This is a genomic window from Mesorhizobium sp. AA22, assembly GCF_001672375.2.
Classification (GTDB): Bacteria; Pseudomonadota; Alphaproteobacteria; order Rhizobiales; family Rhizobiaceae; genus Mesorhizobium; species Mesorhizobium wenxiniae.
Genome location: NZ_CP048406.1, coordinates 6,333,674 through 6,358,722 on the forward strand (window position 1 = coordinate 6,333,674; position 25,049 = coordinate 6,358,722).

The following is a 25,049-nucleotide window of genomic DNA, read 5'->3' on the forward strand; positions in this document are numbered from 1 at the left end:
ACGAACGCCTCAAGTTTCGCGGGCAAGCAAGGCCGGCCGGACCAGGTTGGTATCCTAATCATCGCAGAGCGTGTTTAGCTGGGGTCGCGCAGAAGGTGGATGGCGAGAGCGCGGTGAGGTGGACCGCGACGCTAAGCTAAAAACGTGTTGGACTAAGCGACGGGACGGCTCACTGGTATGGGCGCTCAACTTGATCTGGCGCCCTAAAGGGCAGGAAGGCCTCGCGGCCGGTTCGAGGCGCATCATATCCTCCTCCGAAGGAGCACGCGCAAGTATCGTCACAAGCCCCGAGCGCTTCGCGTTCGGCGGTGTCCAATTTCCGACAATGTCGGATACAAAGTCAGATCTACTGGATTGCGTTTAAATCGTTTCCTCGTTTGGCACAGTACATGCACGTCGTCCGCAAGCACGACCGACCGACAAGAAGACGCATGATCACCTCACCGAAACATATAGCCGCCGCGGAACAATCACTTCGCCGCGAACTTGCTTATCGCCCGTCACCACAACCGGAGCCATCGATGTCTGACGGGCTGCCCAGGATACCTGCTGCGATCTCGTTTGCCCTTCGACCGCTCCGGCTCCGCCCGTTACCGACGAGGAAAAGTGACGGATTTCCTGCTCGACGACGGCATGGAGGTGGTCGTCATCCGCGATCACCTGCGCCGATCGTTGCCCATATGGGGTGCAAGGTCGGCAACATCGCGCCCACAACGAGAGATTCCGATGCCTGAAGCGAGTCAGGAAAAGTTGGACGCCTTCTTGGGGAAATTGGTCGGCGATCTCGGCGCGATTGCTACGGGCGCGGGAGTCGTGCTGGGGGACAGGCTCGGCCTGTTCAAGGCATTGCGCGAAGGCGGCAAGATGACGGCCGCCGAACTTTCGGCACGGACCGGCACCCAGGAACGCCTTGTAAGGGAATGGCTTTCCGGGCAGGCAGCGGCGGGCTACGTCGACTACGATGAAGCCAACGACGAGTTCTATCTCAACGCCGAGCAGGAGTCGGTGTTCGCCGATGAAGATAGCTCGGCCTTCATGGCTGGCGCATTCGAGTTCCTGTCCGCGCTGTGGCTCGATGAAGAAAAGGTGAGGCAGGCATTTCAGTCCGGCAAGGGCGTTGCATGGCACGATCATAGCGCGTGTCTGTTTCGCGGTACGGAGCGGTTCTTCCGTCCAGGCTATAATGCCAACCTGATCGACTCCTGGCTGCCGGCGCTGGAGGGCGTAGTCGAGAAGCTCGAACGCGGCGCGGAGGTCGGGGATGTCGGATGCGGTCACGGCGCATCGACCGTGCTCATGGCGCGTGCTTTCCCCAATTCGCGCTTCGTCGGCTTCGATTATCACTCCGCTTCGATCAAGCGTGCCCGAAAGGCGGCCGAGGAAGCCGGCGTCGGCGCCAACACGCGCTTCGAGGTCGCGGCCGCCAAGACCTATCCCGGCACTTATGACCTCGTCGCTTTCTTTGATTGCCTTCACGACATGGGCGATCCAGAGGGCGCCGCCGCCCATGTCCGCGGGTCGCTCAAGCCGAATGGCACCTGGATGATCGTCGAGCCGTTGGCGCATGACCATCTAGCGGCGAACCTCAATTCCGTCGGACGCGTCTATTATGCCGCTTCCACATTCGTGTGCACGCCCGCTTCGCTGTCGCAGGAGGTCGGACTTGGGCTTGGCGCCCAGGCCGGCGAGGCGAGGTTGCGCAAGGTGGTGACCGCCGGCGGCTTCAAGCGATTCCGTCGCGCCGCGGAGACGCCGTTCAACATGGTGCTGGAGGCTCGCCCCTAGCGCGGCCGTCGCTAGAAATTGTAGCTCATCGTGAAGATCACCGCCAAAATCCGGACGCACGTGTATCGGCAAATTTTCAAGGCGTCTGGGTTTACGCAGAGCTCGCTGCCGAGCCGCCTTCTCTAAACCACTGACGTCGATGTCCGGCGGCAGATTCTTTCCCTTGCTGCGGTCACAAGGCGGGCGGCCTCGATGTAGGCGTCTTCCCGCCCAGTGCTTTCTCGACCCGCCGCGATGGGCTGATCGTCTCTGGTCGTCGTCATCATTGCGGTTGCCGCCAAGCAGGCGGCCGATACGAAGTCTGGGAAGGAGATCGGCACCTCGGAGGTCGAGCGGATCTGGACGGGAGTGTCAAACGGACCCGCCCCAGACCTCGCAACGTCAAGTCCTATCCGCGAGAAACCCAACAGCGCCATGAGCGCCACGCGACCAGTGGCCTATTTATCAACTCGAAAGCGCTTTCCATCTTCGCAATGCGTTCCGACACTGCCATCTGAACAGGCTCATCGTGTCTGCAGCTTCACGACGCCTTGCGAGGCAACGCAGTCTGTATCCTAGCCATTGGTGAATTTCATCGGCGATGCGCTCGGCGTGCGCGGTGACCTCGGGAATTCCCATCAATTCACCGACGCTGCCGCGCGCCAGAGGCCCGCTGACGAAAATGCTGTCGGACGGTCGGCCGGATGTCCCGACCGCACGGCCTTGGCTGTCGGTCGCCAAGCCAAGACCAATCGGGTCTAGCCGGACCAGTCCCATTCGCCCGAGAGCGGCTATTGCCGTGTTGGTCCGGAAAATATCGGCATGCGCCGGCCCGGTTGTGACGATCACTCTGTCGAACGTCTCGATCGTCTGGGTGTGTTGGCGTCTTGGCCGCAGCGTGACACCAACGCGCCCGTGGACCCGCTCGGCGCCAGTCATCGATGCAGCGCGATAGGCGAGCGTGCCTTCAGCAAGCCGGCGATCGAGCACGACTGCGACCTGCGGCGCTATGCGGAAGCGATGCACATCCCACAGCGCGCGCAAATGGCGCACGACGCGGCGTTGCTCAGCGAGCGGCAGGGCCTGCCAGATGATTTGCCCTTGTCGCCGGACTGCGTCGAGCACCGGGTGCCAGCCTTCGCCCTGCTGCGCGGCGGTTGCGATGGTCGACCTGATACGCCTGAGCAGCACGGTGGCGCTGCGTGAAGGCAGGCCGGTGAAGTCGCCGATCGGATCGGCATGCGTAGCCGCATGGCCTCGCGACCGATAGCCATGGCGCGAAAGTGCTGTGATGCGACCGCGATGGCCATTGCGGTCGAGCGTTGCGATGACATCCGCCGACGTTAGTCCAGTGCCGACGACAAGCACATGGTCGTAGCGTCCTATCGCTTCCAGCTTTTCGAGATCATAGGGATTGGCTACCAGCCCGGCTGCACCAGCTACGGACTGCAGGGGCAATGGCAAGGTCGGTGGCGGATGCGTCGTCGCAATCACCAGGGCGTCCGCTGCGAGCGTTCCTCCATCAGCGAGGATCAGGTGGTAGCCCTCGCCCCTGAGTTCGGCTGACGCGACCGCGGATCTGACATGGCGGATCGTTTTGCCGAATAGAAAGGGCTGAAGATGGGATTGCACGTAGCGCCCGAAAACGCGACGCTGCGGGTAGAGCGCTCCATTGGCGGCAATGGCCTCGGGGTCGTCCGCAGTGGCGCCAGTTTGCTCCAGCCAGTCGGCAAAGTGGCTGTCCTGGCCGGAGATCAGCGTCATCCTCGACGCCGGCACATTGATGCGGTGTGAAGGATCGGGCGTCGAATAGGCCAGACCATAGCCGAGCCCCTCGCGGGGCTCGACGACCACGATATCGGCAGCTCCGGCGGGCAGAAGCCGCGCAAGATGAAACGCAGTCGCCGCACCGGAAAAGCCGCCGCCGATGATGACTACGACGGGTCCCCTGCCCGATTCTCTGGCGCTCAAGATTGACTCGCTTGCAGTGCCGACGGTCGATGGTCGCCGGCCACCGTTTCGCCGAAGGGCCCCATGTTTACGGCCGTGGGGCGCGTCGAGATTTCATGATCGAGCGGCAACAGCGGCAGCACCAGTTCGCCAAAGCGATAGGCTTCCTCCAGATGCGGATAACCGGAGAGGATGAAGGTATCGATGCCGATACGCCGGTATTCGTCGATCCGTTCCGCCACCATGGCCGCATCGCCGACCACGGCGGTGCCGGCGCCGCCGCGAACCAGGCCGACGCCGGCCCACAGGTTCGGACTGATTTCGAGCTTGTCGCGACGGCCGCCATGCAGGCGACTCATTCGCGACTGGCCGACGGAATCCATGCGCGCGAAAACCTTCTGCGCCTCGGCTATGGTCTTGTCGTCCAGGCGGCTGATCAGCCGGTCGGCATCGGCCCAGGCCTCGTCATTGGTTTCGCGGACGATAACATGCAGTCGGATTCCAAAACTCACCGCTCGTCCCGCCTTCTCGGCAAGGCCGCGCACATGATCAACCTTGGCGGCGACGTCGGCCGGCGGTTCGCCCCAAGTCAAATATTTGTCGATCTGCTCGGCGGCGACCGCATTGGCCGCCTCTGATGAGCCGCCGAAATAGAGCGGCGGGTGTGGCGACTGAATAGGTGGAAACAGCAGGCGGCCGTCCTCGATGCGGAAATGCTTGCCTTCGAAAGCGACGGTTTCGCCGCGCAGCACGGCCTTGTAGATGTCGAGGAATTCCCGCGTCACCTCATAGCGCTCGTCATGGCTGAGGAAGATGCCGTCGCCCTTGTTCTCGACCGGGTCGCCGCCCGTGACAACATTGATCAGCAGGCGTCCGCCGGAAATGCGGTCGAGCGTCGAGGTCATGCGCGCGGCGAGCGTCGGCGATTGCAGGCCCGGCCTGACGGCGACAAGGAAGCGAAGCCGCTGGGTCAGCGGCGCCAGCGCCGAAGCCACGACCCAGCTGTCCTCGCAACTGCGTCCGGTCGGCAGCAGCGCGCCATAGTAACCGATCGCATCGGCCGCCTTGGCGACCTGGGTGAGGTAGGGCAAGTCGACCGCCCTGCCCCCCTCGGAGGTGCCGAGATAGCGGCTGTCGCCATGGGTCGGAAGAAACCACAGGACCTTGATCCTGTCGGGGGTGGCAGTGCTCATAAATGGTCCTCTGTGACTTGACGCGCCTCGCTCAGCTCCAGGCATGGAGCGGCGGATTGACATCGTTGAGGTAGTAGTTGCCGAGGATCGCGTATTTCCAGCGCACCGGATCGTGCAGCGTGTGGGTGCGGGCGTTGCGCCAATGCCGGTCGAGATTGTGCTCGGCCAGCGTCGAGCGCGTGCCGGCGAGCTCAAACAGCTTGTTGGTGGCATTGATGGCGATCTCGGTGGTGAGGATCTTGGATTCCGCCACAGCGATCTGCGCTTCAGCAACGGTCTTCTCGTTCGGGTCGGCGACGGCGCGATCGACGGCAAGCCCGGCCTTTTCCAGAACCGCCTCTGCCGCATTGGCGCGCAGACGAAGGTCGCCGATCGACTGGATCGTATAAGGATCCTGCCAGGCATGATCGACGCCGCTGTCGATCCAGGCGCGCGATTTGGTGCGCACGAAATCGACCGTCTCGTCGATCGCCGCCTTGGCGATGCCAAGATCGACCGCGGCCTGGACAATCTGGAAGATGGCTCCATCGGCCGTCGGTCGGTCGTAGCCCTTATAGCCGGGAACCAGATGCGTCTTCGGCACCTTCACATTGTCGAGCAGGACCGTGCCGGACAACGTCGTCTTCTGGCCGAAGCTCGACCAGTCGTCGATGACCGTCAGTCCGGGCGCGCCGCGATCGGCGATGGCATACCAGGCGCGGCCCTCGTCATCGAGCGCCACAATCGGGACCAGATGCGCGAGTAGCGCGCCGCTCGAATAGAATTTCTGGCCGTTGACGACGACATGGTCACCGGCGTCGACGAACTTGGTTTCGAAGTCGGCCGCCCGCTTGGAGCCGAATTCGGAGAACGCGTTGCCGAAGCGCGTGCCGGACAACACCTCGCCGAACAGCAGCTTCTTCTGCGCCTCGTCGGAGACGGTGCGGATGGCGGCAACAACGCCAAGATGGTTCTGCGGAATCTGGCCCAGCGACGGATCGGCCGCCGAGATGATGGTGATCACTTTCGACAGCGTCACATAGGAGAGCTCCGGCCCGCCATAGGCTTTCGGCACGTTGATCGACCACAGGCCGCTCTGCGAAAACGCATCGAGCTCTTCCGTCGGCCAGATGCGTTCACGGTCCCGCTTGGAGGCATCCTTGGCGAATTCGGCGGCCAGTTTTTCGGCGACAGCGATCGCCTCGGCGTCGGTCCTGATAACATGCGCTTTGGCTGACGGACGCTCGACCGGTGGCACGGCGCTGCGGATTTCGGACGGCTGCTTCGATTGGATGGTCATGCTGCGGTCTCCTTGGGGAAATGGTCGGATGGAAGCGGCGAGCCGCCGAGATAGTAGGTTTTGATGTCAGCGCGCTGGCGCAGGTCGGCAGCCGATCCTTCGAGGACGCTGACGCCGTTCTCGAGTACGGTGGCGCGGTCGGCGTATTTCAGCGCGACCGCCGAATTCTGTTCGGCAACCAGGATCGAAAGGCTTTCGTCGCGGTTTAGCCGTTTCAGGGCGTTGAAGATCTCGTCGACGATCAGCGGCGCGAGCCCCATCGACGGCTCGTCCAGAACAAAGAGTTTCGGCCGCGACATCAGACCGCGGCCGATTGCCGTCATCTGCTGCTCGCCCCCGGAAGTGAGGCCGGACCGGGTTCGCCGCTTCTCGGCGAGCTTTGGGAAAAGTGAATAGACACGATCGAGGTCGGCCTTGACGCCGGTGCGAGAGGACGAGCGTCCGAGCGCGCCGGTGAAGAGGTTCTCTTCGACCGTCAGCGAACGGAAGCAATGCCGGCCCTCGAGGACCTGAACGAGGCCGCTGCGGACGAGCTGCGAGGGGCTTGCTCTTGAAACATCCTCACCATCGAAGGTGATCCGACCGGCGGTAACAGCGCCGCGCTCGGCCGGGAGGAGATTGGATACGGCGCGCAGCAGGGTGCTCTTGCCGGCGCCATTGGAGCCGAGCAGCGCGACGATCTCGCCCCTCCCAACCGACAGGTCGACGCCGTGCAGGGCGGCAATGGAGCCGTTGTAGACAGCTTCCACGCTGCTGACTGACAGTATCGGATAGTGCGGGCTGGACATCGATGACTCCGCTGGGAAGCTGGATAGCGCGACTGGCCAGTTTGTCGGCCGCCCCATTGCAAACTCAGTTGCTGACCGCTGCGTCGGCGTCCTCGGCCGTGCGAATCTTGATGCCCTTCTCCTTGGCATAAGCCTCGGACGACTTCTCGATGATTGGGCGCAGCAGCTTCCAGTCGGGCGCGATCCAGTCGGACACGACGTTCCACTTCGTGCCGTCCCACTGCTGGAAGGTCACGTAGCCGTCACCCTCGTGATTGTCCCAGGAGACATTGATCGAGTGGAACAGATCCTCGGCGCCGAGCGCCTCGACGCGCGCCGGATCGAGCTTGAGATGCTCGAAGCCCCAGCGCACTTCGTCGCCGGTCAGTGTGCGGTTGCCGAACTTGGCCTGCGCGAGGCGGACCGCCTCGACATTAAGGATGCCATTGACGATGCCGAGATTGTGGTAGACCGAGCCGATGCGGCTCTTGTCCTCGAGATTGCCTTTGCCGTCGCCGTAGACCGTTTTCACGATCTCCTGGACCACCGGATACTGCTCGCCCGAGGCCTGGGTGGTGATGGCCGTATAGCCCTTGGCGGCATCGCCCGCGGGGATGACGTCCTCTTCGGAATTCGACCAGACATTGCCGACAATGTGATCGGCTGGGAACCCGGTCTTCTGCGCAGTCTTCAACGCTACGGGGTTCATCACGCCCCAGCCGCGCAGCACCACATAGTCGGGACGCTCGCGACGGATCGTCAGCCATTGTGCCTGCTGCTCGTTGCCCGGATGCGGAACCTCGATCTGCGACAGTTCGAAGCCGTATTTCTGCGCCAGCAGCTCGTAGATCGGGATCGTCTCCTTGCCGTAGGGCGAGCCGTGATAGAGCACCACGATCTTCTTGCCCTTGAGCTTGTCCAGACTGCCTTCCTTGGAAGCGATGTAGTTCACGATGCCGGAAGTCTCGCTGTAGGGATTGAGCAGCAGCGGGAAGACGTAAGGGAACACGCGCCCGTCCGTGGTGTCGGTGCGGCCGTGGTTGATGGTGATCAGCGGCACCTTGTCGTCAGTGATGCGGTCGATCATGGCGTAGGCGATGCCGACCGAAAGCGGGTTCCAGGCGGCGATACCCGGATTGCTCTTCAATCGTTCATAGACCTCGACGCCCTTCTCGACCTCATACTGGGTCTCGCCTTCGCTCCAGGTCAGCTTGACGCCGTTGACGCCACCGTCACGGATGTTGATCAGGTTGAGGTAGTCGATGAAGCCGCCGAAGAAGCCGGTGCCGCCGGCGGCATAGGGGCCGACGCGATAGCTCTGCAGGGGGAAATACTGTTCGTCGGCGTGGACAGCCGTCGCGCCGAGCACGAAGGCCGTGGCGATCGCCGCCTTCCGTAGGTGACTGAAGAAGGTCATGGGTTGCGTCTCCTGAGGTTGTGGTCCGTGAGGGGAGAATGTCGAGCGGCACTCCAGCTGGACCTTGAGCCGATCCGTCGTTTGAGGCGGTCCAGGAGGGCCGACAGGCCGTTCGGTTCCGCGATGAGGAAGATGATGATGAGGGCGCCGAGCACGATGCGCTGGCTCATGTCGAGCACGCCCGAATCGAACAGGCCGCCAAACGCGAAGGCGCCGATGCGGGACAGAACGAGCGGGAAGACGACGATGAAGGCCGCGCCCAGAAACGCGCCGCGCATCGAGGCCAGCCCGCCGATGATGATGATGAACAGGATCTGGAACGAGCGGTCGAGATTGAAGCCGGCCGGCTCGACGGTGCGCAGATAGGTGAAGGCCCACAGCACACCGGCGACACCGATGATGAAGGACGAGATGGCGAAGGCCAGCAGCTTGGTTCGCAGCACCGGCACGCCGATGACGCGCGCCCCGGTTTCGTTGTCGCGCACGGCAATAAAGTTGCGGCCGGTCGCGCTGTTGACGAGACGCCAGACGACGGCGGTCAGCACGATGACCGTAGTGACCGAAAGCAGGTAGCGGCCGGCGGCGCCGTCGAGCGGGAACCCAGCGACGATGAGATGCGGCGCCGAAATCACGCCCGATGGGTTATCGTTGGAGAACCAGCCGAACTTGGTCAGCGCCCATTGCACGAAGAATTGGGCGGCGAGCGTCGAGACGGCGAGATAGAAGCCGCGCAGCCGCAGGCTCGGCAGGCCGAACACGACCCCGATCCCGGCGGCCGAAATCCCGGCCAGGATCATGGTCGCTGGCAGCGGCAGTCCTTCGATCCGCAGGTTGAAATTGTAGGCGGCGAAAGCGCCGACCGCCATGAAGGCGGAAGAGCCGAGCGAAAGCTGGCCGCAGTAGCCGGTCAAAAGGTTGAGGCCGACCGCCGCCAGGCTGAGCGCCAGAAAAGGCAGCAGGATTGCCTCGACGAGATAGCTCGACGCATAGGCGGGGATCAGGCCGTAGGCGACGACGACCAGCACGGCCGGCAGAGCTAATCTCTGCCAGTCGATTGGAAGCCTTGCGGCTTCGAGCGCTTGCACGGCCATCGGTCAGACCCTTTCGACGGTTTTCTGGCCGAACAGGCCGGAGGGGCGCACCAGCAGGACCACCAGCGCCAGCGCATAGGCGAACCGGCCTTCGATGCCGCCGCCGACGAAGGCACCGAGATAGACCTCTGCGAGCTTTTCGCTGGCGCCGATGATGAGGCCGCCGACAATGGCGCCGAGAATGGAATCGAAGCCGCCAAGCACCAGCACCGGCAGCGCCTTCAAAACGATCAGCGACAGAGAGAACTGGACACCGAGACGAGCGCCCCACAGCAGCCCCGCGACCAGCGCCACGAACCCCGCGGCCGTCCACACCGTTCCCCATATCCGGGGCAGCCGCAGCCCGACCGCGAGCGCCGCAAACTGGTCGTCGGCGACGGCGCGAAACGCCAGCCCGATCCGGGTCCAATAGAAAAATGCGCTCAAGCCCGCCACCATCGCCGCGGCAATGCCCGCGGCGAGAACGTCAAACGACGAGATCAGGATGCCGCCGACCTCAAAGGGCGTGTCGTCTATGCCGAGATCGAGCCCGTGCACCTGCGTGCCCCACATCAGCTGAGCAGCGCCCTCAATGATGTAGGACAGCCCAAGCGTAGCCATGAACAGCGTCATCGGCGAGCGATTGACCAGCGGCCTGAGCACAGTCCGCTCGATGGTGAAGCCCAGCGCGACCATGACCGCGAAGGTGATGAGCAGCGAAAGCGCGAAGGGGATGCCGCGTTCGACGAGGCTGACAAAGGTGAGCGCTGCGAACAGCACCATCGACCCCTGCGCGAAGTTCAGCACGCCCGACGTCTTGTAGATCAGCACGAAACCGATGGCGACAAGCGAATACATGACGCCAGAGAGCAGGCCGCCGACCAGCACTTCGATGACGAAAAGGAAATCATGGTAGCTCATTAGATGTCCTCGCCATTCCCGCCCTCGGCGGTGCCGATATAGGCCCGGATCACTGCCGGATCGGCCCTGACCTCGGCTGGCGCCCCGTCTGCGATCTTGCGGCCGTAGTCGAGCACGGCGACCCGGTCGGAGAGCCCCATGACCACGCCGATATCGTGCTCGATCAGGATCGTGGTGACGCCGTGTCGGTCGCGCGCGGCGCGCACAAACCCGGCCATCTCGGCCTTCTCTGTCGCCGTCATGCCGGCCATCGGCTCGTCAAGCAGCAGGATCTTGGGCTCGGCGACCAGCGCTCGTGCCAGCTCGACCCGCTTCTGCAGGCCGTAGGGCAGCGTCGCGACGAGACGATCGGCAACGGCCTCAAGATGCAGGAACGCGATTGTCTGATCGACCTTTTCGGCGATTCCCGCATCTTCAAGCCGGGCGCGTGGCAGACCGGCAATATGCTCGACGAAGTTGGCGCGTCTGGTGTGGACGCGGCCCGAAGCGATGTTGTCGCGAACCGAAAGACCGGAAAACAGCGCCAGGTTCTGGAAGGTGCGGGCGACACCGAGGCGTGCCAGGCGGCTCGCCGGCACCCGGGAGATGGACTGGCCGTCAATCGCGATCGTGCCGTGGTCGGCGTGATAGAGGCCGCTGATGATGTTGATCAGCGACGACTTGCCGGCGCCGTTGGGGCCGATCATGGCACGGATCTCACCGCCTTTGACCTGGAGATCAATGTCGCTCAGCGCCTTGACGCCGCCAAAGGATATGCCGATCCCGCTCAGTGCGAGAACCGCATCCGGCCGTGACGAGAGGCATGCCGGACGCCTGTCGCCGACGGGGTTAGTCACCGCGAGGATGGCGGAAATTTCGGGCGCGCGCTCGTATGCGGCGGCTCCCAGCGAAGCACCAATCATGAAACGTCCCTGATTTGAAGGAGAGCTGGCAGCGGCCCAAGGGCCGCGCCTGACCTATTCCGCGGCGACAAGCTCCCTGTCGCGAGCCGCTTCCAGTTCGCGCACCAGCGGAATGACGCGCTTGCCGAAGAACTCGACCTCTTCCTGGAAATGCAGGAAGCCGAGCAGGATCAGGTCGGCGCCGGCGTCTTTGAGCTTGAGGATGCGTTCAGCGATCTGTTCCGGCGTGCCGATGAGATCGCTGCGGAAACCGTCATTGTATTGCACCAGATCCTCGAAGGAGGATTTCGCCCAATTGCCTTCGCCTTCCGGCGAGGCCTTGCCGGCATTCTTGACCTGATCGGCAAAACCCTGGACTGCCTCAGGATTGGCCTTGGCGATGATCTCGTCGAGCACTGCGCGCGCTCCCTGCTCGCTGTCTCGCGCGATGGCGAAGGCATTGACGCCGATCTTGACCTTGTGGCCATTTGCTTTCGCCTTGGCGCGGATGTCGTCGACCTGCTTCCGGATCTCCTCCGGCGTGTTGCCGTTGGTGAAATACCAGTCGGAGACCCGGGAAGCCATGTCGCGCGCGGCGCGCGACGAGCCGCCCTGGAATATCTCGGGTAAGGGCTCGATCGGCTTGGGCTTCATCGAATAGTTGGTGAAGCGGTAGAAATCCCCCTTCAGAGTGAAACTGTCCTCCGTCCAGATGCCACGCAGCGCTCGGATAAATTCTTCTGACCGGCGATAGCGCTCGTCATGGTCGAGCCAGAGTTCGCCAATCGCGGCGAACTCGCCACGGAACCAGCCGCTCACCACATTGACGGAGACGCGGCCATTGGTCAGGTGGTTGATGGTAGCGATCTGCTTGGCCGCCAGCGCAGGGTTCCACGGGCCGGGCAGGATCGCTGCGATGACCTTCAGCGTTGTGGTGGCGGCGAGCAAGGCGTGGCTGAACGACACCGATTCGTGCTGGTTGTCGGCCCCATAGCCGGCCGTGAAGCGGATCTGGCTCAGCGCGTAATCGAAGCCGTTGGCCTCGGCGATTTGGGCAAGCTTGCGGTTGTAATCGATATCCCAGCCTGTCCGCTGCTCGATATTGGAGATGACCAGTCCGCCGGAGACATTCGGCACCCAGTAGGCGAATTTGAGGCTGTCGGAATGCGAGGTCATGTCGTCGTTTCCCCTTTGATTGGCTCAGCCGACGCGCGTGGCGACGGCAGCGTCTGCATGACTGGAATTGAGCAAGGAAACCGCTTCAGTAGCGGCGCGTGAAATGCGCTCGGTGATCGCGGCGCCGACGATTTCGGCATGGATGAAATCGTCGGGCGCGCCGTAGACGCCGGTCGGGACGGTGACGGCACCGAAAAAGCCGAACAATGGCCGGAGCTGATGTTCGAGCACCAGGCCATGATATGGGCTGCCGCCGGTCGCCGCGAGAAGCACGGTCTTGCCGGTCAGCGCACGATAGTCGACGAGGTCGAACAGATGCTTTAGGGCGCCGGTGTAGGAAGCCCTATAAACAGGAGTGCCGACCACGAGCAAATCGGCCTTCTCGACGCGCTGGATGATCGCTTCGCCGGATGCGCCAAGTGCGCCGCGCGATAGCCCGGCGAATAGCGAGGGTGCTGCCTCCGTGATCTCGATCAGACCGGTGTCTGCAGGCACACGCAACGCGACCGCCTTGACCAGCGCATTCACCACCGCCGTAGTGCGGGAAGGCGTGCTTACGCCGCCCGATATTCCGAGAACCGATAATCGTGCCAAGTCATCAATCTCCCACACTTTGCTTGCGCGCTAGGCCAGCACCAAAATCAGGGCAAACGATATTCCATAAAATCTGTAGAGATAAGGTACTTTATTCTGATGTTTTCACGTCAGTGGGAAAAACGGCGCGTTAGCCGCATGGCAAAGGGGTTGACGGTTTAGGAGCGGGATGCGGCGCCAAACGCACGCCGGATCAGCGGCGGCGCGCTCGCAGTTGGAAATTTAGCCGAGAAGGGGAATCCGCGAAGCACAGCTCCAATCACCAAGCGGCGACAGCCTGGCCAGGGTATCCCCCCGCCTGTCGCTACGAAGCAGCTGTAGGAAACGTTGCTTCAAACGCAAGAACTCGCGGAACGCGATGATGTCCGTGGTCCTCGGCCTCTCGAAGGCCACAGTGATTTCTTCGTGGATGCGACCTGGCTGTGCCTGCATGACGATGATTCGATCCGAAAGCAGCAAGGCTTCGTCGATATCATGCGTAACGAAGACGATCGTCGTTCTGAACTGCTCCCAAACTTCGAGCAGCAGTTCCGGATCCTGGGGTCGTTTGCGGGAGGGCGAAACGACAAGCATAGATCCCTGACCCGCATGATCGTTTGCCTGCTAGTTTGGATTCCCTGGCAAAGGGCTGACACGCCTTTTCCGTTGGCAAGTCCGTCGAACACTGCGGCGCGTTGTTTTGCGTTGAGGCGGACGGGGCGGCCCGAGTGTTTTTTCTTCAGCCTTGGCGCGATCGAGGCCGGTCTGGGTGCGTTCGACGAGAAGATCCCGCTCGAACTGGGAGACAGCGTTGAGGACGTTCATCGTCATCTTACCGGCTGAGCTTGTCAGATCGACGCGGCCAAGTGCGAGGCAGAGAACCTTCACGCCCATCTCCTCGAGCTGAGCGACGGTGGTGCTGACTTCAATCGCGTTGCGACCGAGACGATCAAGCTTGGTGACGACCAGGACATCGCCATGCTCCAAACGATCAATCAGGCGGCGGAAGCCTGACCGCTGGGCAATGGCAGTGCTGCCGGAGATGGTTTCGGAGACGATGCGACGGGATTCGACATGGAAGCCCCGCCGACTGGATTTCCAAGATCTGGTTGTCAAACCGTCTGGCCGATGGTCGAGACGCGGGCATAGGCTTTGCAATCTGCAAAGTGAGATTGCTTCTGATAAGGAAACGGAATTCGTAGGCGGGCGCCACTCCGCTGCTACAACCCCGTCGTTACTTGCTTCGTGATGCCGAAATACATTCGAGTGGCCATGATGTTTGCGCCAGACCCCTTATTAATCACTGCAGAGTGCTTCCAGCCCGGAATAGAGCTCCAGCGCTTCCGGGTTGGCCAGCGCCTCCTTGGTCTTCACCGACCGGCCGTGGACGACTTCGCGCACGGCGAGCTCGACGATCTTGCCGGACTTGGTGCGCGGAATGTCGGCGACCTGGATCACTTTGGCCGGTACATGACGCGGTGACGCACCGATACGGATCTTGGTCTTGATCTTGTTTGCGAGATCGCCGTCGAGCGTCAGGCCCGGTTCCAAACGGACGAAGAGGATAACCCGGACGTCGTCGTCCCAGTCCTGGCCGATGCAGATGGCCTCGGCGACTTCATCGAGCTGTTCGACCTGGTTGTAGATCTCGGCGGTACCGATGCGCACGCCGCCGGGATTGAGGGTCGCATCCGAGCGGCCGTGGATGATCAAGCCGCCGTGTTCGGTCCATTGGGCGAAATCGCCCTGGCACCAGATATTGTCGAAGCGCTCGAAATAAGCCGCGGTATTTGGCGCCATCAGGGTCGTTCCAGAAACCCACTGGCATGGAGGGGAAGGCTTTGGTGCAGACCAGTTCGCCCTTCTCGCCACGGACCGGTTTGCTTCATCGTCCCAGATGTCGACTGCGAGGCCGAGGCCCGGCCCCTGGATCTCGCCCTTCCAGACCGGCTTGATCGGATTGCCGAGCACGAAGCAGGAGACGATGTCGGTGCCGCCGGAGATGGAGGCGAGCTGGACGTCCGGCTTGATGCCTTCATAGACGAATGAAAAACCTCCGGCGAAAGCGGCGAGCCAGTGGAGGTGATCAGGCGCAAGTCGGAGAGATCGTGTGTCTTGAGCGGCTCGATGCCGCCCTTGCGCACCGCATCGATATACTTGGCCGAGGTGCCGAAGATGGCGAAGCGTTCCTCGGCTGCATAGTCCCACAGGATATTGCCCGAGGGCGCGAAGGGCGAGCCGAGCGTGGCGCCGCTCGCCAGACCCGAGGCCAGCCAATTCCTCATCACCCAGCCGCAGGTCGTGAACTAGAAGAGGCGATCACCATCGCCGACGCCGGAATGGAAGCGGTGTTCCTTGAGGTGTTGCAGCAGCGTGCCGCCAGCAGAATGAACGATGCATTTCGGCACTCCGGTCGTGCCCGAGGAGAACAGGATATAAAGCGGGTGGGCGAATGGCAGCGGCTCGTATTCCACGGGCCTCGCGGTGAAGGGGACGGTCGCGGCATCCATCATGCGGCCATCGGCGAGCGATGCGGCCAGCGATTCGGCGTCGCCGGCGTAACCCACGACCATGACGGGGCAGCCGAGCTTGGGCGCGACGTTCCGGACCTTGTCGGAGACGTCCTGCAGCTTGCCGTTGTACCAGTAGGCATCGCAGGTGATGAATAGCCCCGGCTCGATCTGGCCGAAGCGGTCGAGCACGCCCTGCTCGCCGAAATCGGGCGAGCAGGACGACCAGATGGCACCAATCGAGGCGGCGGCCAGCATGCAGGCGATTGTCTCCGGCATGTTCGGCATCATGGCCGAGATACGGTCGCCCTTGCCTATGCCCATCGCGCGGAAGGTTTGCTGTAGCTTGGATATGGTGGAATGGAGCTGATCCCAGCTCCAGCGATAGCTCATCTTGTCCTCACCACCACGGAAGATCAGCGCGTCTTGGGGACCGTGCTTGATGAGCCGATGCGATGATTGCGCGACATTTGTGGAGGTCATTCGACGCACCACGGCCGGCTCGGTGGCGAACATGTTGGCGAGGCGGATTTCCTGATCACCGTTCAGATGGAGATCGGTTGCTTGCAATGAGGAGACCTCCGGCAAGCAATGTCGAAGCATCACGAGTGGTGGAACCGCGTGAAAGGCAGCGTGCCGGCCGATCCAGGACGACAGAAGCTCGTTGGCAACGGCCGGCAAACATACCGGCAATCGCTGTGGTTCCGCTTCTCGCATCACCGATCCTGCCTTATTATCTGGCTGGATACGCCGATGATGCTGGACAGCAGATAGCCCCGCACCGGCAGCTCTAGGCCGTTTTCGACATTGTAAAGTTTTATGGAAAAGACAGCACCAACGGATCAAATTTCGCTGGTCGCCCCTCAGTGAGTGCATTGACCGATGCGATGATCGCGTTGCGATCGATGCGAAAGTGGCTATAGAGGTCGCCGATCGTGCCTGTCTGGCCAAAATGCTCCACGCCATGTGGGATCGTCTTGCGGCCGACGACAGCGCCAAGCCATGACAGTGTCGCCGGGTGGCCGTCAATGACGGTGACGATTGCGCAATTGCCTGGGAGCGGGTCGAGCAGCGTCTCGATATGGCTCTTCGCATTGGCATTGCCGCGCGCCCGCTCGCGCTGCGCAGCGGTCCAGCCGGCGTTGAGCCGGTCAGCCGATGTCACCGCCAGCACCCCGATGTCGCGCCTCGTCTCGCCGATCATGCCGGCGGCGGCGATGGCCTCATCGGCAACCGCACCCTGGTAGGCGATGACGACTGAGCAGTTCGGCCCTGGCTTGCGCAGCCAGTAAGCGCCATCGACTGCACCCTGACGGAACGCATCGTCGACGCGTTTCACCGGCTGCTCCAACGGCTTGGTGGTCAGCCGCAGATAGACGGAGCCGCCGGTCTCGTCGCGCAACCAGGTGCGCTCATCGCGGTTGCCTTCACCGTCGCGCTGCAGATAGTCAAAGGCCCATTCCATGATGACGGCAAGCTCGTCGGCGAAGGCCGGCTCGAAGGCGGCAAGGCCGTCCTGGCTCATGCCGATAAGCGGCGTGCCGATGGATTGGTGCGCGCCGCCTTCTGGTGCCAGCGTCACGCCGGAAGGCGTCCCAACGATAATGAAACGCGCATCCTGGTAGCAGGCATAGTTGAGAGCATCTAGACCACGGCACACGAACGGGTCGTAAACCGTGCCGATGGGGATCAGTCGTTTGCCGAAGAGGGAATGGCTGAGGCCGGCGGCGCCGAGCAGCAGGAACAAGTTCATCTCGGCGATGCCGAGCTCGACATGCTGGCCCGTCGGCGTGAATTCCCATTTTGCGGTCGAAGGAATGCGATGCTCGATGAAGGCGTCGGCCATTGCTTGGCGTGCGAACAGCTTGCGCCGATTGACCCATGGCCCGAGGCTCGTCGTGCCGGTCACGTCTGGCGACGTCGTCATAATGCGTTCGGCCAGCACGCTCTTTCCCTTGGCGAGGTCGTCGAGGATCTTGCCAAAGGCGGTCTGAGTGGACACTTCGCGCGACGTGTCGACTTCGATCAACGGCACGTCGAGACGGGCGTCGTCATAGCGGCGGCGTCGTTTCGAGAAGAACGGAACGTCGGCCAGGAAGGATTTCAGCCCGGCGACATCCTTGACGCCGGCGAATGGCTCCCATTCCTGGCCCGGGGCGATGCCCATATGGGCTTGCCAGTCAGCGAACTGCTTGTTGTTCATTAGACCGCCGTGATTGTCCTTGTGACCGGCGATAGGCGTACCCCAGCCCTTGATGGTGTAGGCCAGGAAACAGGTCGGCCGGTCGTGGTCGATTGAGGCGAACACGTCGGCCATGCTCTCCACGCAGTTTCCGCCGAGGTTTTCCATCAGCGCGGCGAGTTCGGCGTCGCTGCGGTGATCGATGAGCGCCGACACGTCGCCCTGGTCGCCGAGGTCGTCCATTAGGCGCTTGCGCCAGATGGCGCCACCCATGAAGGTCAGCGCTGCGTATTCCTGGTTGGGACAGCGGTCGATCCAGTCGCGCAGTTTGTTTCCGCCCGGCTCATCGAACGCCGCGCTTTGCAAGGCACCGTATTTTACCCTCACGACATCCCAGCCGAAGGCGTCGAAAATCTTCTCGATGCGCTCGAACAGGCCTTCGCGCACAATGCCGTCGAGTGACTGGCGGTTATAGTCGATGATCCACCAGCAATTACGCAGGTCGTTCTTCCAGCCTTCCTGCAGCGTCTCGTAGATGTTGCCTTCGTCCAGTTCGGCATCGCCCATCAGCGAGACCATGCGGCCGAGCTTTAAGTCCGCGCCCCACTCTTTCGCCTTCACGAAGTCCTGCACGATGGAGGCCAGCGCCGTGATGCCGACCCCGAGCCCGACCGAGCCGGTGGAGAAATCGACATCGTCAATGTCCTTGGTCCGGCTCGGATAGCTCTGAACGCCGCCATAGCCGCGGAAGTTCTCCATCTTCTCCCGCGTCTGGTTGCCCATCAGATAGTGGATCGCATGGAAGATCGGCGATGCATGCGGCTTCACCGCGACGCGGTCATCAGGCTTGAGTGCTGAGAAGTAGAGCGCCGTCATGATCGACACCATCGAGGCCGAACTCGCCTGATGGCCGCCGATCTTGATGCCATCCACCTTGGGGCGGATATGATTGGCGTTGTGGATCATCCAATGCGACAGCCACAGAAGCCGCTGCTCGATGGTCTTGAGGTGCTGTCGCTGAGAAGATGTCATCTGTACTCCGATGCCAACTGCGATACCGGTATGGGCGATTCCCAGGGCGGGGGTCAGCCTTCCTTGTAATAATAGCTGTAACCGTTGATCGCCGGGGCGCCGCCGAGATGCGCGTAGAGCACCTTCGAGCCCTCCGGGAAGAAGCCCTTGCGGGTGAGATCGATCATGCCCTGCATCGATTTGCCCTCATAGACCGGGTCGGTGATCATCGCCTCGGTGCGCGCGGCAAGCCGGATCGCCTCGTTAGTCTCTTCGGACGGCACGCCATAGGTCGGATAGGCATAGTCGGGGTTGATGACGATCTCGTCTTCCCGGACCTTGCGGCCGAGACTGATCAGGTCAGCCGTTTTGTCGACGATCGAGCGAACCTGCGCGCGGGTCTGATCAAGCGTGCCCGACGCATCGATGCCGATGACGCGGTCGGCCCTGTCCTGCGCGGCGAAGCCGACAATCATGCCGCCCTGGGTCGAGCCGGTGACGACGCATACGACGATGTAGTCGAACTTGATGCCGAGTTCCTTTTCCTGCTCGGCCACTTCCTCGGCGAAACCGACATAGCCCAGCGCGCCGTATTTGTGCACAGAGGCGCCGGCCGGGATAGGATAGGGCTTGCCGCCGGCATCCTTCACCGACTGGATGGCGTCTTCCCAGCTCTTGCGGATGCCGATGTCAAAGCCGTCGTCGACGAGGCGGCTGTCAGCGCCCATCAGGCGGGTCATCAGAATGTTGCCGACGCGGTCGTAGACGGCGTCGTAGTGGGGCACCCACTTCTCCTGGATAACGACGCACTTCATGCCGATCTTCGCCGCGGTCGCGGCCACCATACGGGTATGATTCGACTGCACGCCGCCGATGGACACGAGTGTGTCGGCTCCCGATTCGATGGCATCCGGCACGATGTATTCCAGCTTGCGCAACTTGTTGCCGCCCATGGCGAGACCGGAGTTGCAGTCTTCGCGCTTGGCATATATCTCGACCTTGCCGCCCAGCGCCGCTGTCAAGCGTGGTAGATGCTCGATCGGCGTCGCGCCGAAAGTCAGAGGATAGCGATCGAATCTGTCGAGAAGGGACATCGGCTCGTCTCCGTGAATTTGTGAGCAAACTGTAGACATTTCTTCGCGGAAGGTGCTCTCGAAATTTGGCTTCTGTATTCCATATTTACCAGCGCTCTGATAGATTGTCCGAAAGTTCACCTTAGCGATGGGCCTGAAAGTGGAAGATTCTTTCTCAGGCGCTTTGGACCGTATCGACGTCAAAATCCTGCGCGCGCTGCACAATGATGGCCGTCTGACGAATGCTGAGCTCGCGACGCGCGTCAACGTCAGCGCGGCCACCTGCCACCGGCGCACGCAGCGACTTTTCGAAGACGGCTACATCACCGGTGTGCGCGCCGATATCGCGCCCGCGGCGGTCGGTCTCGGCGCTCTGGTCATGGTCGGCGTGGTGCTCGATCGCTCGACGCCGGAGAGTTTCGCCGCCTTCGAAGGCGCCGTGCTCGAGATGAAGGACGTACTGGACTGCAACCTCGTCGCTGGCGATTTTGACTACCTCCTGAAGATCAGAGTCCGCGACATGGCGGACTTCAACAAGCTGCACGGCCAGAAGCTGATCGCGCTGCCGGGCGTCCGGCAGACGCGCACCTTCTTCGTCATGAAGGAGGTCAAGGAGAACGCCCGCCTTTCGTTCTGACTTGACCAGGAGGTACGATGAGACCGATCAGGTCTTTTTCACAAACTTCGACAGGATTGCGTTGAATTTCTCGGGATACTCCCAGAACATCATGTGGCCGCCGAATGACTCGAACGTTGACTTCGGGCAGTTCGCGGCGATGAACGGCTTGGCGACCGCCGACCAGTGCTCAGCGGCGACATGCAGCGAGGGGATCTTGCTGTCCACCAGCTTGGCCTCGGCCAGGTAGTTGGCGAAGGACACATCGGCGATGAGGTTCGCCGCGATCAGAGCCGGCACTGCATTTGACTGCTCGAGCAGCCATGCCGTGACTTCCGGCGTGAGATCCTTCTGGATCATTACGTTGTCGGCATACCACACGATGACGTCACGCAATCCCTTCTGAGATTGAACGCCACCAAAGAAGCCAGCGAGATCCTTGAAGCCGCCTTCGATCCAGACGCCGGGTTCGGTCGTCGTGCCGACCGGCGGCATGTCGATGTTGACGAAGCCGGCGAGCTTGTCGGTGCCGTTGTTTCTCACATAGTGCCATGCAGCCAGCGCGCCGGCGGACCAGCCGACGAGGACGGGTTTCTCAACTTTCAACTGATCGAGCAGCGCAGCCAGATCCTGTGCGTGGGTCGCATAGTTGTTGCCTTGCAGCGTTACGGTCGAACGGCCGTGGCTGCGCGGGTCGAATGAGATCACCCGGTTGGTCGCGGCGAAATGTGCGAACTGATGCTCGAAGACCCTGGTGGTTAACGTCCAGCCCGGCACGAAGACGATCGCAGGGCCTTCGCCTGCCTCTTCGTAGTAGAGATCGACACCAGTTTCGACCGCCAGATATTTGCCAACCAGCTTGGGCGCAGCGGCTTTTTCTTGTGCGTTCGCAGCTATGCTGGCGGTCAGCACCGCGGCGGAGGCAGTTACTCCGGCCAGCATCGCCTCGCGTCGGGTCATTGCAGCTTTCTTCGAGGTTTCATCTTTGTCCATTTCATTTCTCCTTCGTCGACTGAGCCCGTCGATCTGACCACACGGACGTCTCTCCTGCCGCCGCGAAGGCGCAGGATGGCATGGATATTAACGAACAGCGGCTGAAATGTACTTTCATTGTTTACTGCTGGATATTATGAATTGAGCTAATAGAGCCGTAAGAATGTTCTGATCGCGCAGAAAACCAATAAAAATTGGAAGAATCATTCAGGAGTATGAGATTGTTCGCGGCGGGTTTTGAACTCGCCGAAGCGATGCGCGCCCCGATGGATGAGCAGGCTACTCGATCAGCATGAGGTCGATGAGAGCTGGCCCAGCTCAGTGCGGTGGTGTCCGGCCGCCTTCAGCACCCCCGTTCGCGCCGGGCGCCGCCTCGAGGTAGCCGACAAAGCGGATTATCGGCCGAAGGATTGCAAGGGAGATGGTCGCGCATCAGCTGTGGGAAGCGGCGAGCCGCGGGACGCGGGCGTTAATCTGTTCGGTTAAACGCCGAGAAGGCACCTAGTGGCACTAAGGCGAAATCTGGTGGTGTTGGGCGCCTGCGACGCATCGGCCTGTTATCTACACCGCGGCCGCATAACATTTGGTTCAAAGGAACTCGTCGATGATCGACTCACCCTTATTTCAGCCCAGCACAGACGAGATTCGCACGAGCGCAATCACGAGGTTTCGCGAATTCTGCACCTGTACCTACAAGGCTGATCTACCCGACCATGATGCGTTTCATCAATGGTCAATCGATGAACGCGGCACTTTCTGGTCTGCCGTCTGGGATTATTGCGGCGTGATTGGACAGCCCGGGCCACGCGATCTCATCAACGGCGATGTTATGCTCCACGCTCGCTTCTTCCCCGACGCCAGCCTGAACTTCGCCGAAAACCTCCTGCGCATCTTGCCGGCGTGGTCCGCGCGCGGGTGGCTGAAATGCGTGTCGGCGGTGAAGTAGATCATGCAGGGTCCCCGCCGCCCGCAGCGGCGACCTTGTCAATCATGGCGAGAATAGCTTGCGGTGCAGCGTGGTGGACCATGTGGCCGGCCTGCGGGATGATATCGGCAAAGGAACCGTGAATCTCGGCTTGCAGTCGAACAGCCTCGGCCTGGGCGTCGAACAGCCGGTCGCCAGCGCCGGCAACAATACCGGTGGGCAGCGACAGCTCATTATACCGGGCGGAGCGGCCGCCGGCCAGTGCTGCGACCAGCATCAATGCCGACTCCGCAGCGATCGAGCGCAGTTGCGAGGGCCGGCTGGCGACGTCCTTTGCCGATGAAGCATACTCTGCAGAGATTATGCCGGGGCGGAATATCTTGGCCATGGCCAGCGGCCAGGTAAGCCGCACAAGCAGCGGCAGCAAAGTGTGGCGGACAACACCACCGGCGACAGGCAAGGCCGGCAGCGCCGCCAGTGCGAGGCCCAGGCGCGGCGGTGGATGATAGTAGCCGGAAACAAGCACGATGCCGGCGACCGAGGCGGGACGAAGGCGCGCCAGCTGGATAGCCACCGACGCACCCCAGGAATGTCCTAGAACGAGATATCTTTCGATCCCAAGCTGTGCGACGGCGGCATGAATGAGATCGGCTTGCGCGGCCGCCGTCCACCATTTGCCTCGCGGCCGCGCGCTCCTGCCGAAGCCCGGCCGGTCAAAGGCGAGTACCCGGTATTTCCTAGCCGCCGCGTCGAAGATGCCGCTGGTCTTGAAATCCTCCGCCGACGAGCCGTTTCCGTGCAGCAGGATCAACGGCATCCCGCTGCCCTGCTCAAGGACGTGCAGGCGTACTCCTGCCGCCTCGACGAAGCGCCCCGACAGATGCGAGAAAAGCACGCGTTTGGCGCGCGCCGTTGTACAACGCAAGGCCAGCCAACCCGGCGCCAAGCAGCATGGCGGCTGCTGTTGCCTTATTAGTGCCGCGGACCACTAGCGGCCACCGCGCGCAATGTGAACAGACGTTACCACTCTCGACATGCCTTGCTGTTGCCGAACTGCCGCGCATGTCGGCGCGCCGCTTACCAAGTGCATCTTTGCTCTCCGATTGAATAGCTCCGATTTCTCGGCGGCAGCCTAACCCACCTGATCGTCAGTTGTTCCTCCTGAAGAGGTTCAGCTTGTTTTCCGCTCGTCTGAGCTTTCAAAGGGGAACTTTGAGTGGGACGCAGGTTAAGACGTTTGGCACCGAAAGGGATCCCAACCATGACCGCGCAGCATAGAAATCGGGTCGCACCATTGCCGATCCGAGCAGATGCAACGCACCCGTAGATAAGGCGAGGGACCTCCGGCCCTTGTTGAGCTAACGCACAAGAAGAGGATGCGAGATGGCAGGAAAAAATAGCGAGCAGTTTGTCGACGATCCCGTCTACGAGGCAAGCCTGGAGAGCGATCCGCCCGCCGCTTCGGATCGGTGCAGTCGATGTTCAGGAGTTGCTCAAAACGGATCGCGTCGCACGTGCAGTCTGGAACGAAGCCCTGGCGCAGGCTGCTTCGCATGCTGCGAGCGCAGAGTGCAACGATCTTGCGGCCGACATCCGTTCTATGCAGCGGGAAGAGCCTCGATAAGAGGCTACCAAATCGGATTTCCCGGATTGTCAGCCATGGTCACGGCGCTTGGTGCGGGCGCAGTTCCGGTGCGCCGGGAGCTCTCCCGGTTCAAAGGGCGCATCATCCGCTCCTCACTCTCACCCGAACAGGAAGCTCGGCTTCAGGAGGCGCTGTCAAGAGCGAGGGCCTCCGACAATGCGCCATCCGCCGGCTCAGCAAGTGCGGCCTAACCGCTCGCCAAAAGGCGCCTGTACCGACAGATCGGAGGCCAAACCAGCGGGAAAGAAGAGGCGTAACGGACAAAGAAAAACACGACAGACAGGAGCGCACCACGGATGCTGCACGGGCATTCACAGGTTGAGCGCGGCGCAAGAGATGCGAAGGCGACTCGGTTGCGAGAGCAACGACTTAAGGCTCAATCCGATCGTCCTGCTGCAATAGTGGCAAACCGAAGAGGCACCCGATCGGCAACAAAAAAGCCCGCCGCGGGAGGGGCCGCAGCGGGCCTTTGAGGAGCACCTTCGCGGCTATATCCTGGCGAGGGATTCGACCGCTACGGTTGTAATGCGCAATCCCTGTAACGGTTCCAATACTTTTGCGGACGCGGTGTGTGCCGGCCTCGCGAGTATTGTACGTTGCGATCCTAATTTTTCGCAAGTTTTTTGCCCTACTTCAGGAACACATGCTCGACACGAAAGTTCGGCACGTGCAGCTATTTTTCCCTCCCAATGAACGGCTGCAGATCGGCCCGATGCACCGATCGGCCCGCGTCCTCTCCCTCCAGGGGCGCGGGCTTTATTGCCCGCACGGAACACCAGGCGTGTGCGTTCGCCGGCATGAAGCGACTTCTCAGCGAGTGGCCGCTTTGGCAGACACAGGCCTTGGGCCGGGTTGGCGGGTTGTTCTGGTTTCCTACGCCATCGGCGTCGCACTGCTTGCCTGGACAGTTAAAGGTTCATCGTGCCGTTTCCCGGCAGCATGAGGCATCCACGTAAGCCATCGGTGTCGACCAGTCAGACAGCATCGACTCTCCGCGCCGATCGGCGTAGGTTTCTCTTATCGGCGATAGATTTCACGGGCATCGCTGGCTGTGAGCGAGCATCGTGCTTCCGCCCCAATTCGGGAGGGAGCTATGAGCAGCC

The 25,049-nt window shown here is 61.9% G+C and carries 17 protein-coding genes and 4 pseudogenes; 3 read left to right on the top strand and 18 right to left on the bottom strand.

Features of this window, described 5'->3' with window-relative positions:
- The first annotated feature begins 726 nt into the window (after nt 1–726).
- Entirely contained in the window at nt 727–1,785 is a 1,059-nt protein-coding gene (locus A9K68_RS29895) for a class I SAM-dependent methyltransferase (RefSeq protein ID WP_065008892.1), read from the top strand.
- Between the two features lie 444 nt (nt 1,786–2,229).
- Here the strand turns inward: A9K68_RS29895 and A9K68_RS29900 are convergent, their stop codons facing one another.
- The 16 genes and pseudogenes from A9K68_RS29900 to A9K68_RS29970 all read right to left on the bottom strand — a co-directional run bounded on the left by A9K68_RS29900 (nt 2,230) and on the right by A9K68_RS29970 (nt 19,788).
- Nucleotides 2,230–3,735, bottom strand: a complete 1,506-nt coding sequence (locus tag A9K68_RS29900; RefSeq protein ID WP_065008827.1) for an FAD/NAD(P)-binding protein — start codon at nt 3,733–3,735, stop codon at nt 2,230–2,232.
- A complete protein-coding gene (gene ssuD, locus A9K68_RS29905; RefSeq protein ID WP_065008828.1) occupies nt 3,732–4,907 on the bottom strand; it encodes an FMNH2-dependent alkanesulfonate monooxygenase in 1,176 nt (391 codons plus the stop codon). Before ssuD ends, A9K68_RS29900 begins: the two co-directional genes overlap by 4 nt.
- 31 nt (nt 4,908–4,938) lie before the next feature.
- Complete coding sequence (locus tag A9K68_RS29910) at nt 4,939–6,186, bottom strand: SfnB family sulfur acquisition oxidoreductase (RefSeq protein ID WP_065008829.1); 1,248 nt, start codon at nt 6,184–6,186, stop codon at nt 4,939–4,941.
- Nucleotides 6,183–6,974 (bottom strand): ABC transporter ATP-binding protein, encoded by a 792-nt coding sequence (locus A9K68_RS29915; RefSeq protein ID WP_065008830.1) that lies wholly within the window; start codon nt 6,972–6,974, stop codon nt 6,183–6,185. Before A9K68_RS29915 ends, A9K68_RS29910 begins: the two co-directional genes overlap by 4 nt.
- A gap of 64 nt (nt 6,975–7,038) precedes the next feature.
- Nucleotides 7,039–8,370 carry an ABC transporter substrate-binding protein gene (locus tag A9K68_RS29920; RefSeq protein ID WP_065008831.1) on the bottom strand — a complete coding sequence of 444 codons (1,332 nt, stop codon included), beginning with the start codon at nt 8,368–8,370 and terminating at the stop codon, nt 7,039–7,041.
- The gene (locus A9K68_RS29925; RefSeq protein WP_065008832.1) at nt 8,367–9,461 is read right to left on the bottom strand and encodes a branched-chain amino acid ABC transporter permease; all 1,095 of its coding nucleotides are present in this window, start codon (nt 9,459–9,461) and stop codon (nt 8,367–8,369) included. Before A9K68_RS29925 ends, A9K68_RS29920 begins: the two co-directional genes overlap by 4 nt.
- 3 nt (nt 9,462–9,464) lie before the next feature.
- A complete protein-coding gene (locus tag A9K68_RS29930) occupies nt 9,465–10,361 on the bottom strand; it encodes a branched-chain amino acid ABC transporter permease (protein WP_065008833.1) in 897 nt (298 codons plus the stop codon).
- Nucleotides 10,361–11,263 (bottom strand): ABC transporter ATP-binding protein, encoded by a 903-nt coding sequence (locus tag A9K68_RS29935; protein WP_065008834.1) that lies wholly within the window; start codon nt 11,261–11,263, stop codon nt 10,361–10,363. Before A9K68_RS29935 ends, A9K68_RS29930 begins: the two co-directional genes overlap by 1 nt.
- Nucleotides 11,264–11,317: 54 nt before the next feature.
- Nucleotides 11,318–12,418, bottom strand: coding sequence for a dimethylsulfone monooxygenase SfnG (sfnG, locus tag A9K68_RS29940; protein ID WP_065008835.1), 1,101 nt, complete (start codon nt 12,416–12,418; stop codon nt 11,318–11,320).
- Between the two features lie 24 nt (nt 12,419–12,442).
- The gene (msuE, locus tag A9K68_RS29945; RefSeq protein WP_065008893.1) at nt 12,443–13,012 is read right to left on the bottom strand and encodes an FMN reductase; all 570 of its coding nucleotides are present in this window, start codon (nt 13,010–13,012) and stop codon (nt 12,443–12,445) included.
- A gap of 222 nt (nt 13,013–13,234) precedes the next feature.
- Entirely contained in the window at nt 13,235–13,585 is a 351-nt protein-coding gene (locus tag A9K68_RS29950; protein WP_163602976.1) for a hypothetical protein, read from the bottom strand.
- A 2-nt stretch (nt 13,586–13,587) separates the two neighbouring features.
- Nucleotides 13,588–14,187 (bottom strand): annotated as a pseudogene (locus A9K68_RS29955) (recombinase family protein); the annotation flags it as partial.
- Nucleotides 14,188–14,287: 100 nt separating this feature from the next.
- Nucleotides 14,288–15,927, bottom strand: a pseudogene (locus A9K68_RS29960) (acetoacetate--CoA ligase); the annotation flags it as partial.
- Between the two features lie 78 nt (nt 15,928–16,005).
- Nucleotides 16,006–16,377: pseudogene (locus A9K68_RS32585) on the bottom strand (hypothetical protein); the annotation flags it as partial.
- Entirely contained in the window at nt 16,319–18,715 is a 2,397-nt protein-coding gene (locus tag A9K68_RS29965) for a transketolase (RefSeq protein WP_065008836.1), read from the bottom strand. The gene A9K68_RS29965 and the pseudogene A9K68_RS32585, both read right to left, overlap by 59 nt.
- A gap of 53 nt (nt 18,716–18,768) precedes the next feature.
- Nucleotides 18,769–19,788 (bottom strand): 1-aminocyclopropane-1-carboxylate deaminase, encoded by a 1,020-nt coding sequence (locus A9K68_RS29970; RefSeq protein WP_065008837.1) that lies wholly within the window; start codon nt 19,786–19,788, stop codon nt 18,769–18,771.
- A gap of 139 nt (nt 19,789–19,927) precedes the next feature.
- On the opposite strand from A9K68_RS29970, the gene A9K68_RS29975 reads away from it, so the two are divergent.
- Nucleotides 19,928–20,404, top strand: coding sequence for an Lrp/AsnC ligand binding domain-containing protein (locus A9K68_RS29975; RefSeq protein WP_065008894.1), 477 nt, complete (start codon nt 19,928–19,930; stop codon nt 20,402–20,404).
- 27 nt (nt 20,405–20,431) lie between these two features.
- On the opposite strand, the gene A9K68_RS29980 is transcribed toward A9K68_RS29975, so the two are convergent.
- Entirely contained in the window at nt 20,432–21,376 is a 945-nt protein-coding gene (locus tag A9K68_RS29980; RefSeq protein ID WP_082982425.1) for an alpha/beta hydrolase, read from the bottom strand.
- Nucleotides 21,377–22,085: 709 nt separating this feature from the next.
- On the opposite strand from A9K68_RS29980, the pseudogene A9K68_RS32590 reads away from it, so the two are divergent.
- Nucleotides 22,086–22,265 (top strand): annotated as a pseudogene (locus A9K68_RS32590) (acetyl-coenzyme A synthetase N-terminal domain-containing protein); the annotation flags it as partial.
- Between the two features lie 58 nt (nt 22,266–22,323).
- On the opposite strand, the gene A9K68_RS29990 reads toward A9K68_RS32590, so the two are convergent.
- On the bottom strand, nt 22,324–23,226 hold the full coding sequence (locus tag A9K68_RS29990) for an alpha/beta hydrolase (protein WP_245430159.1): 903 nt from the start codon (nt 23,224–23,226) through the stop codon (nt 22,324–22,326).
- Between the last annotated feature and the right edge of the window lie 1,823 nt (nt 23,227–25,049).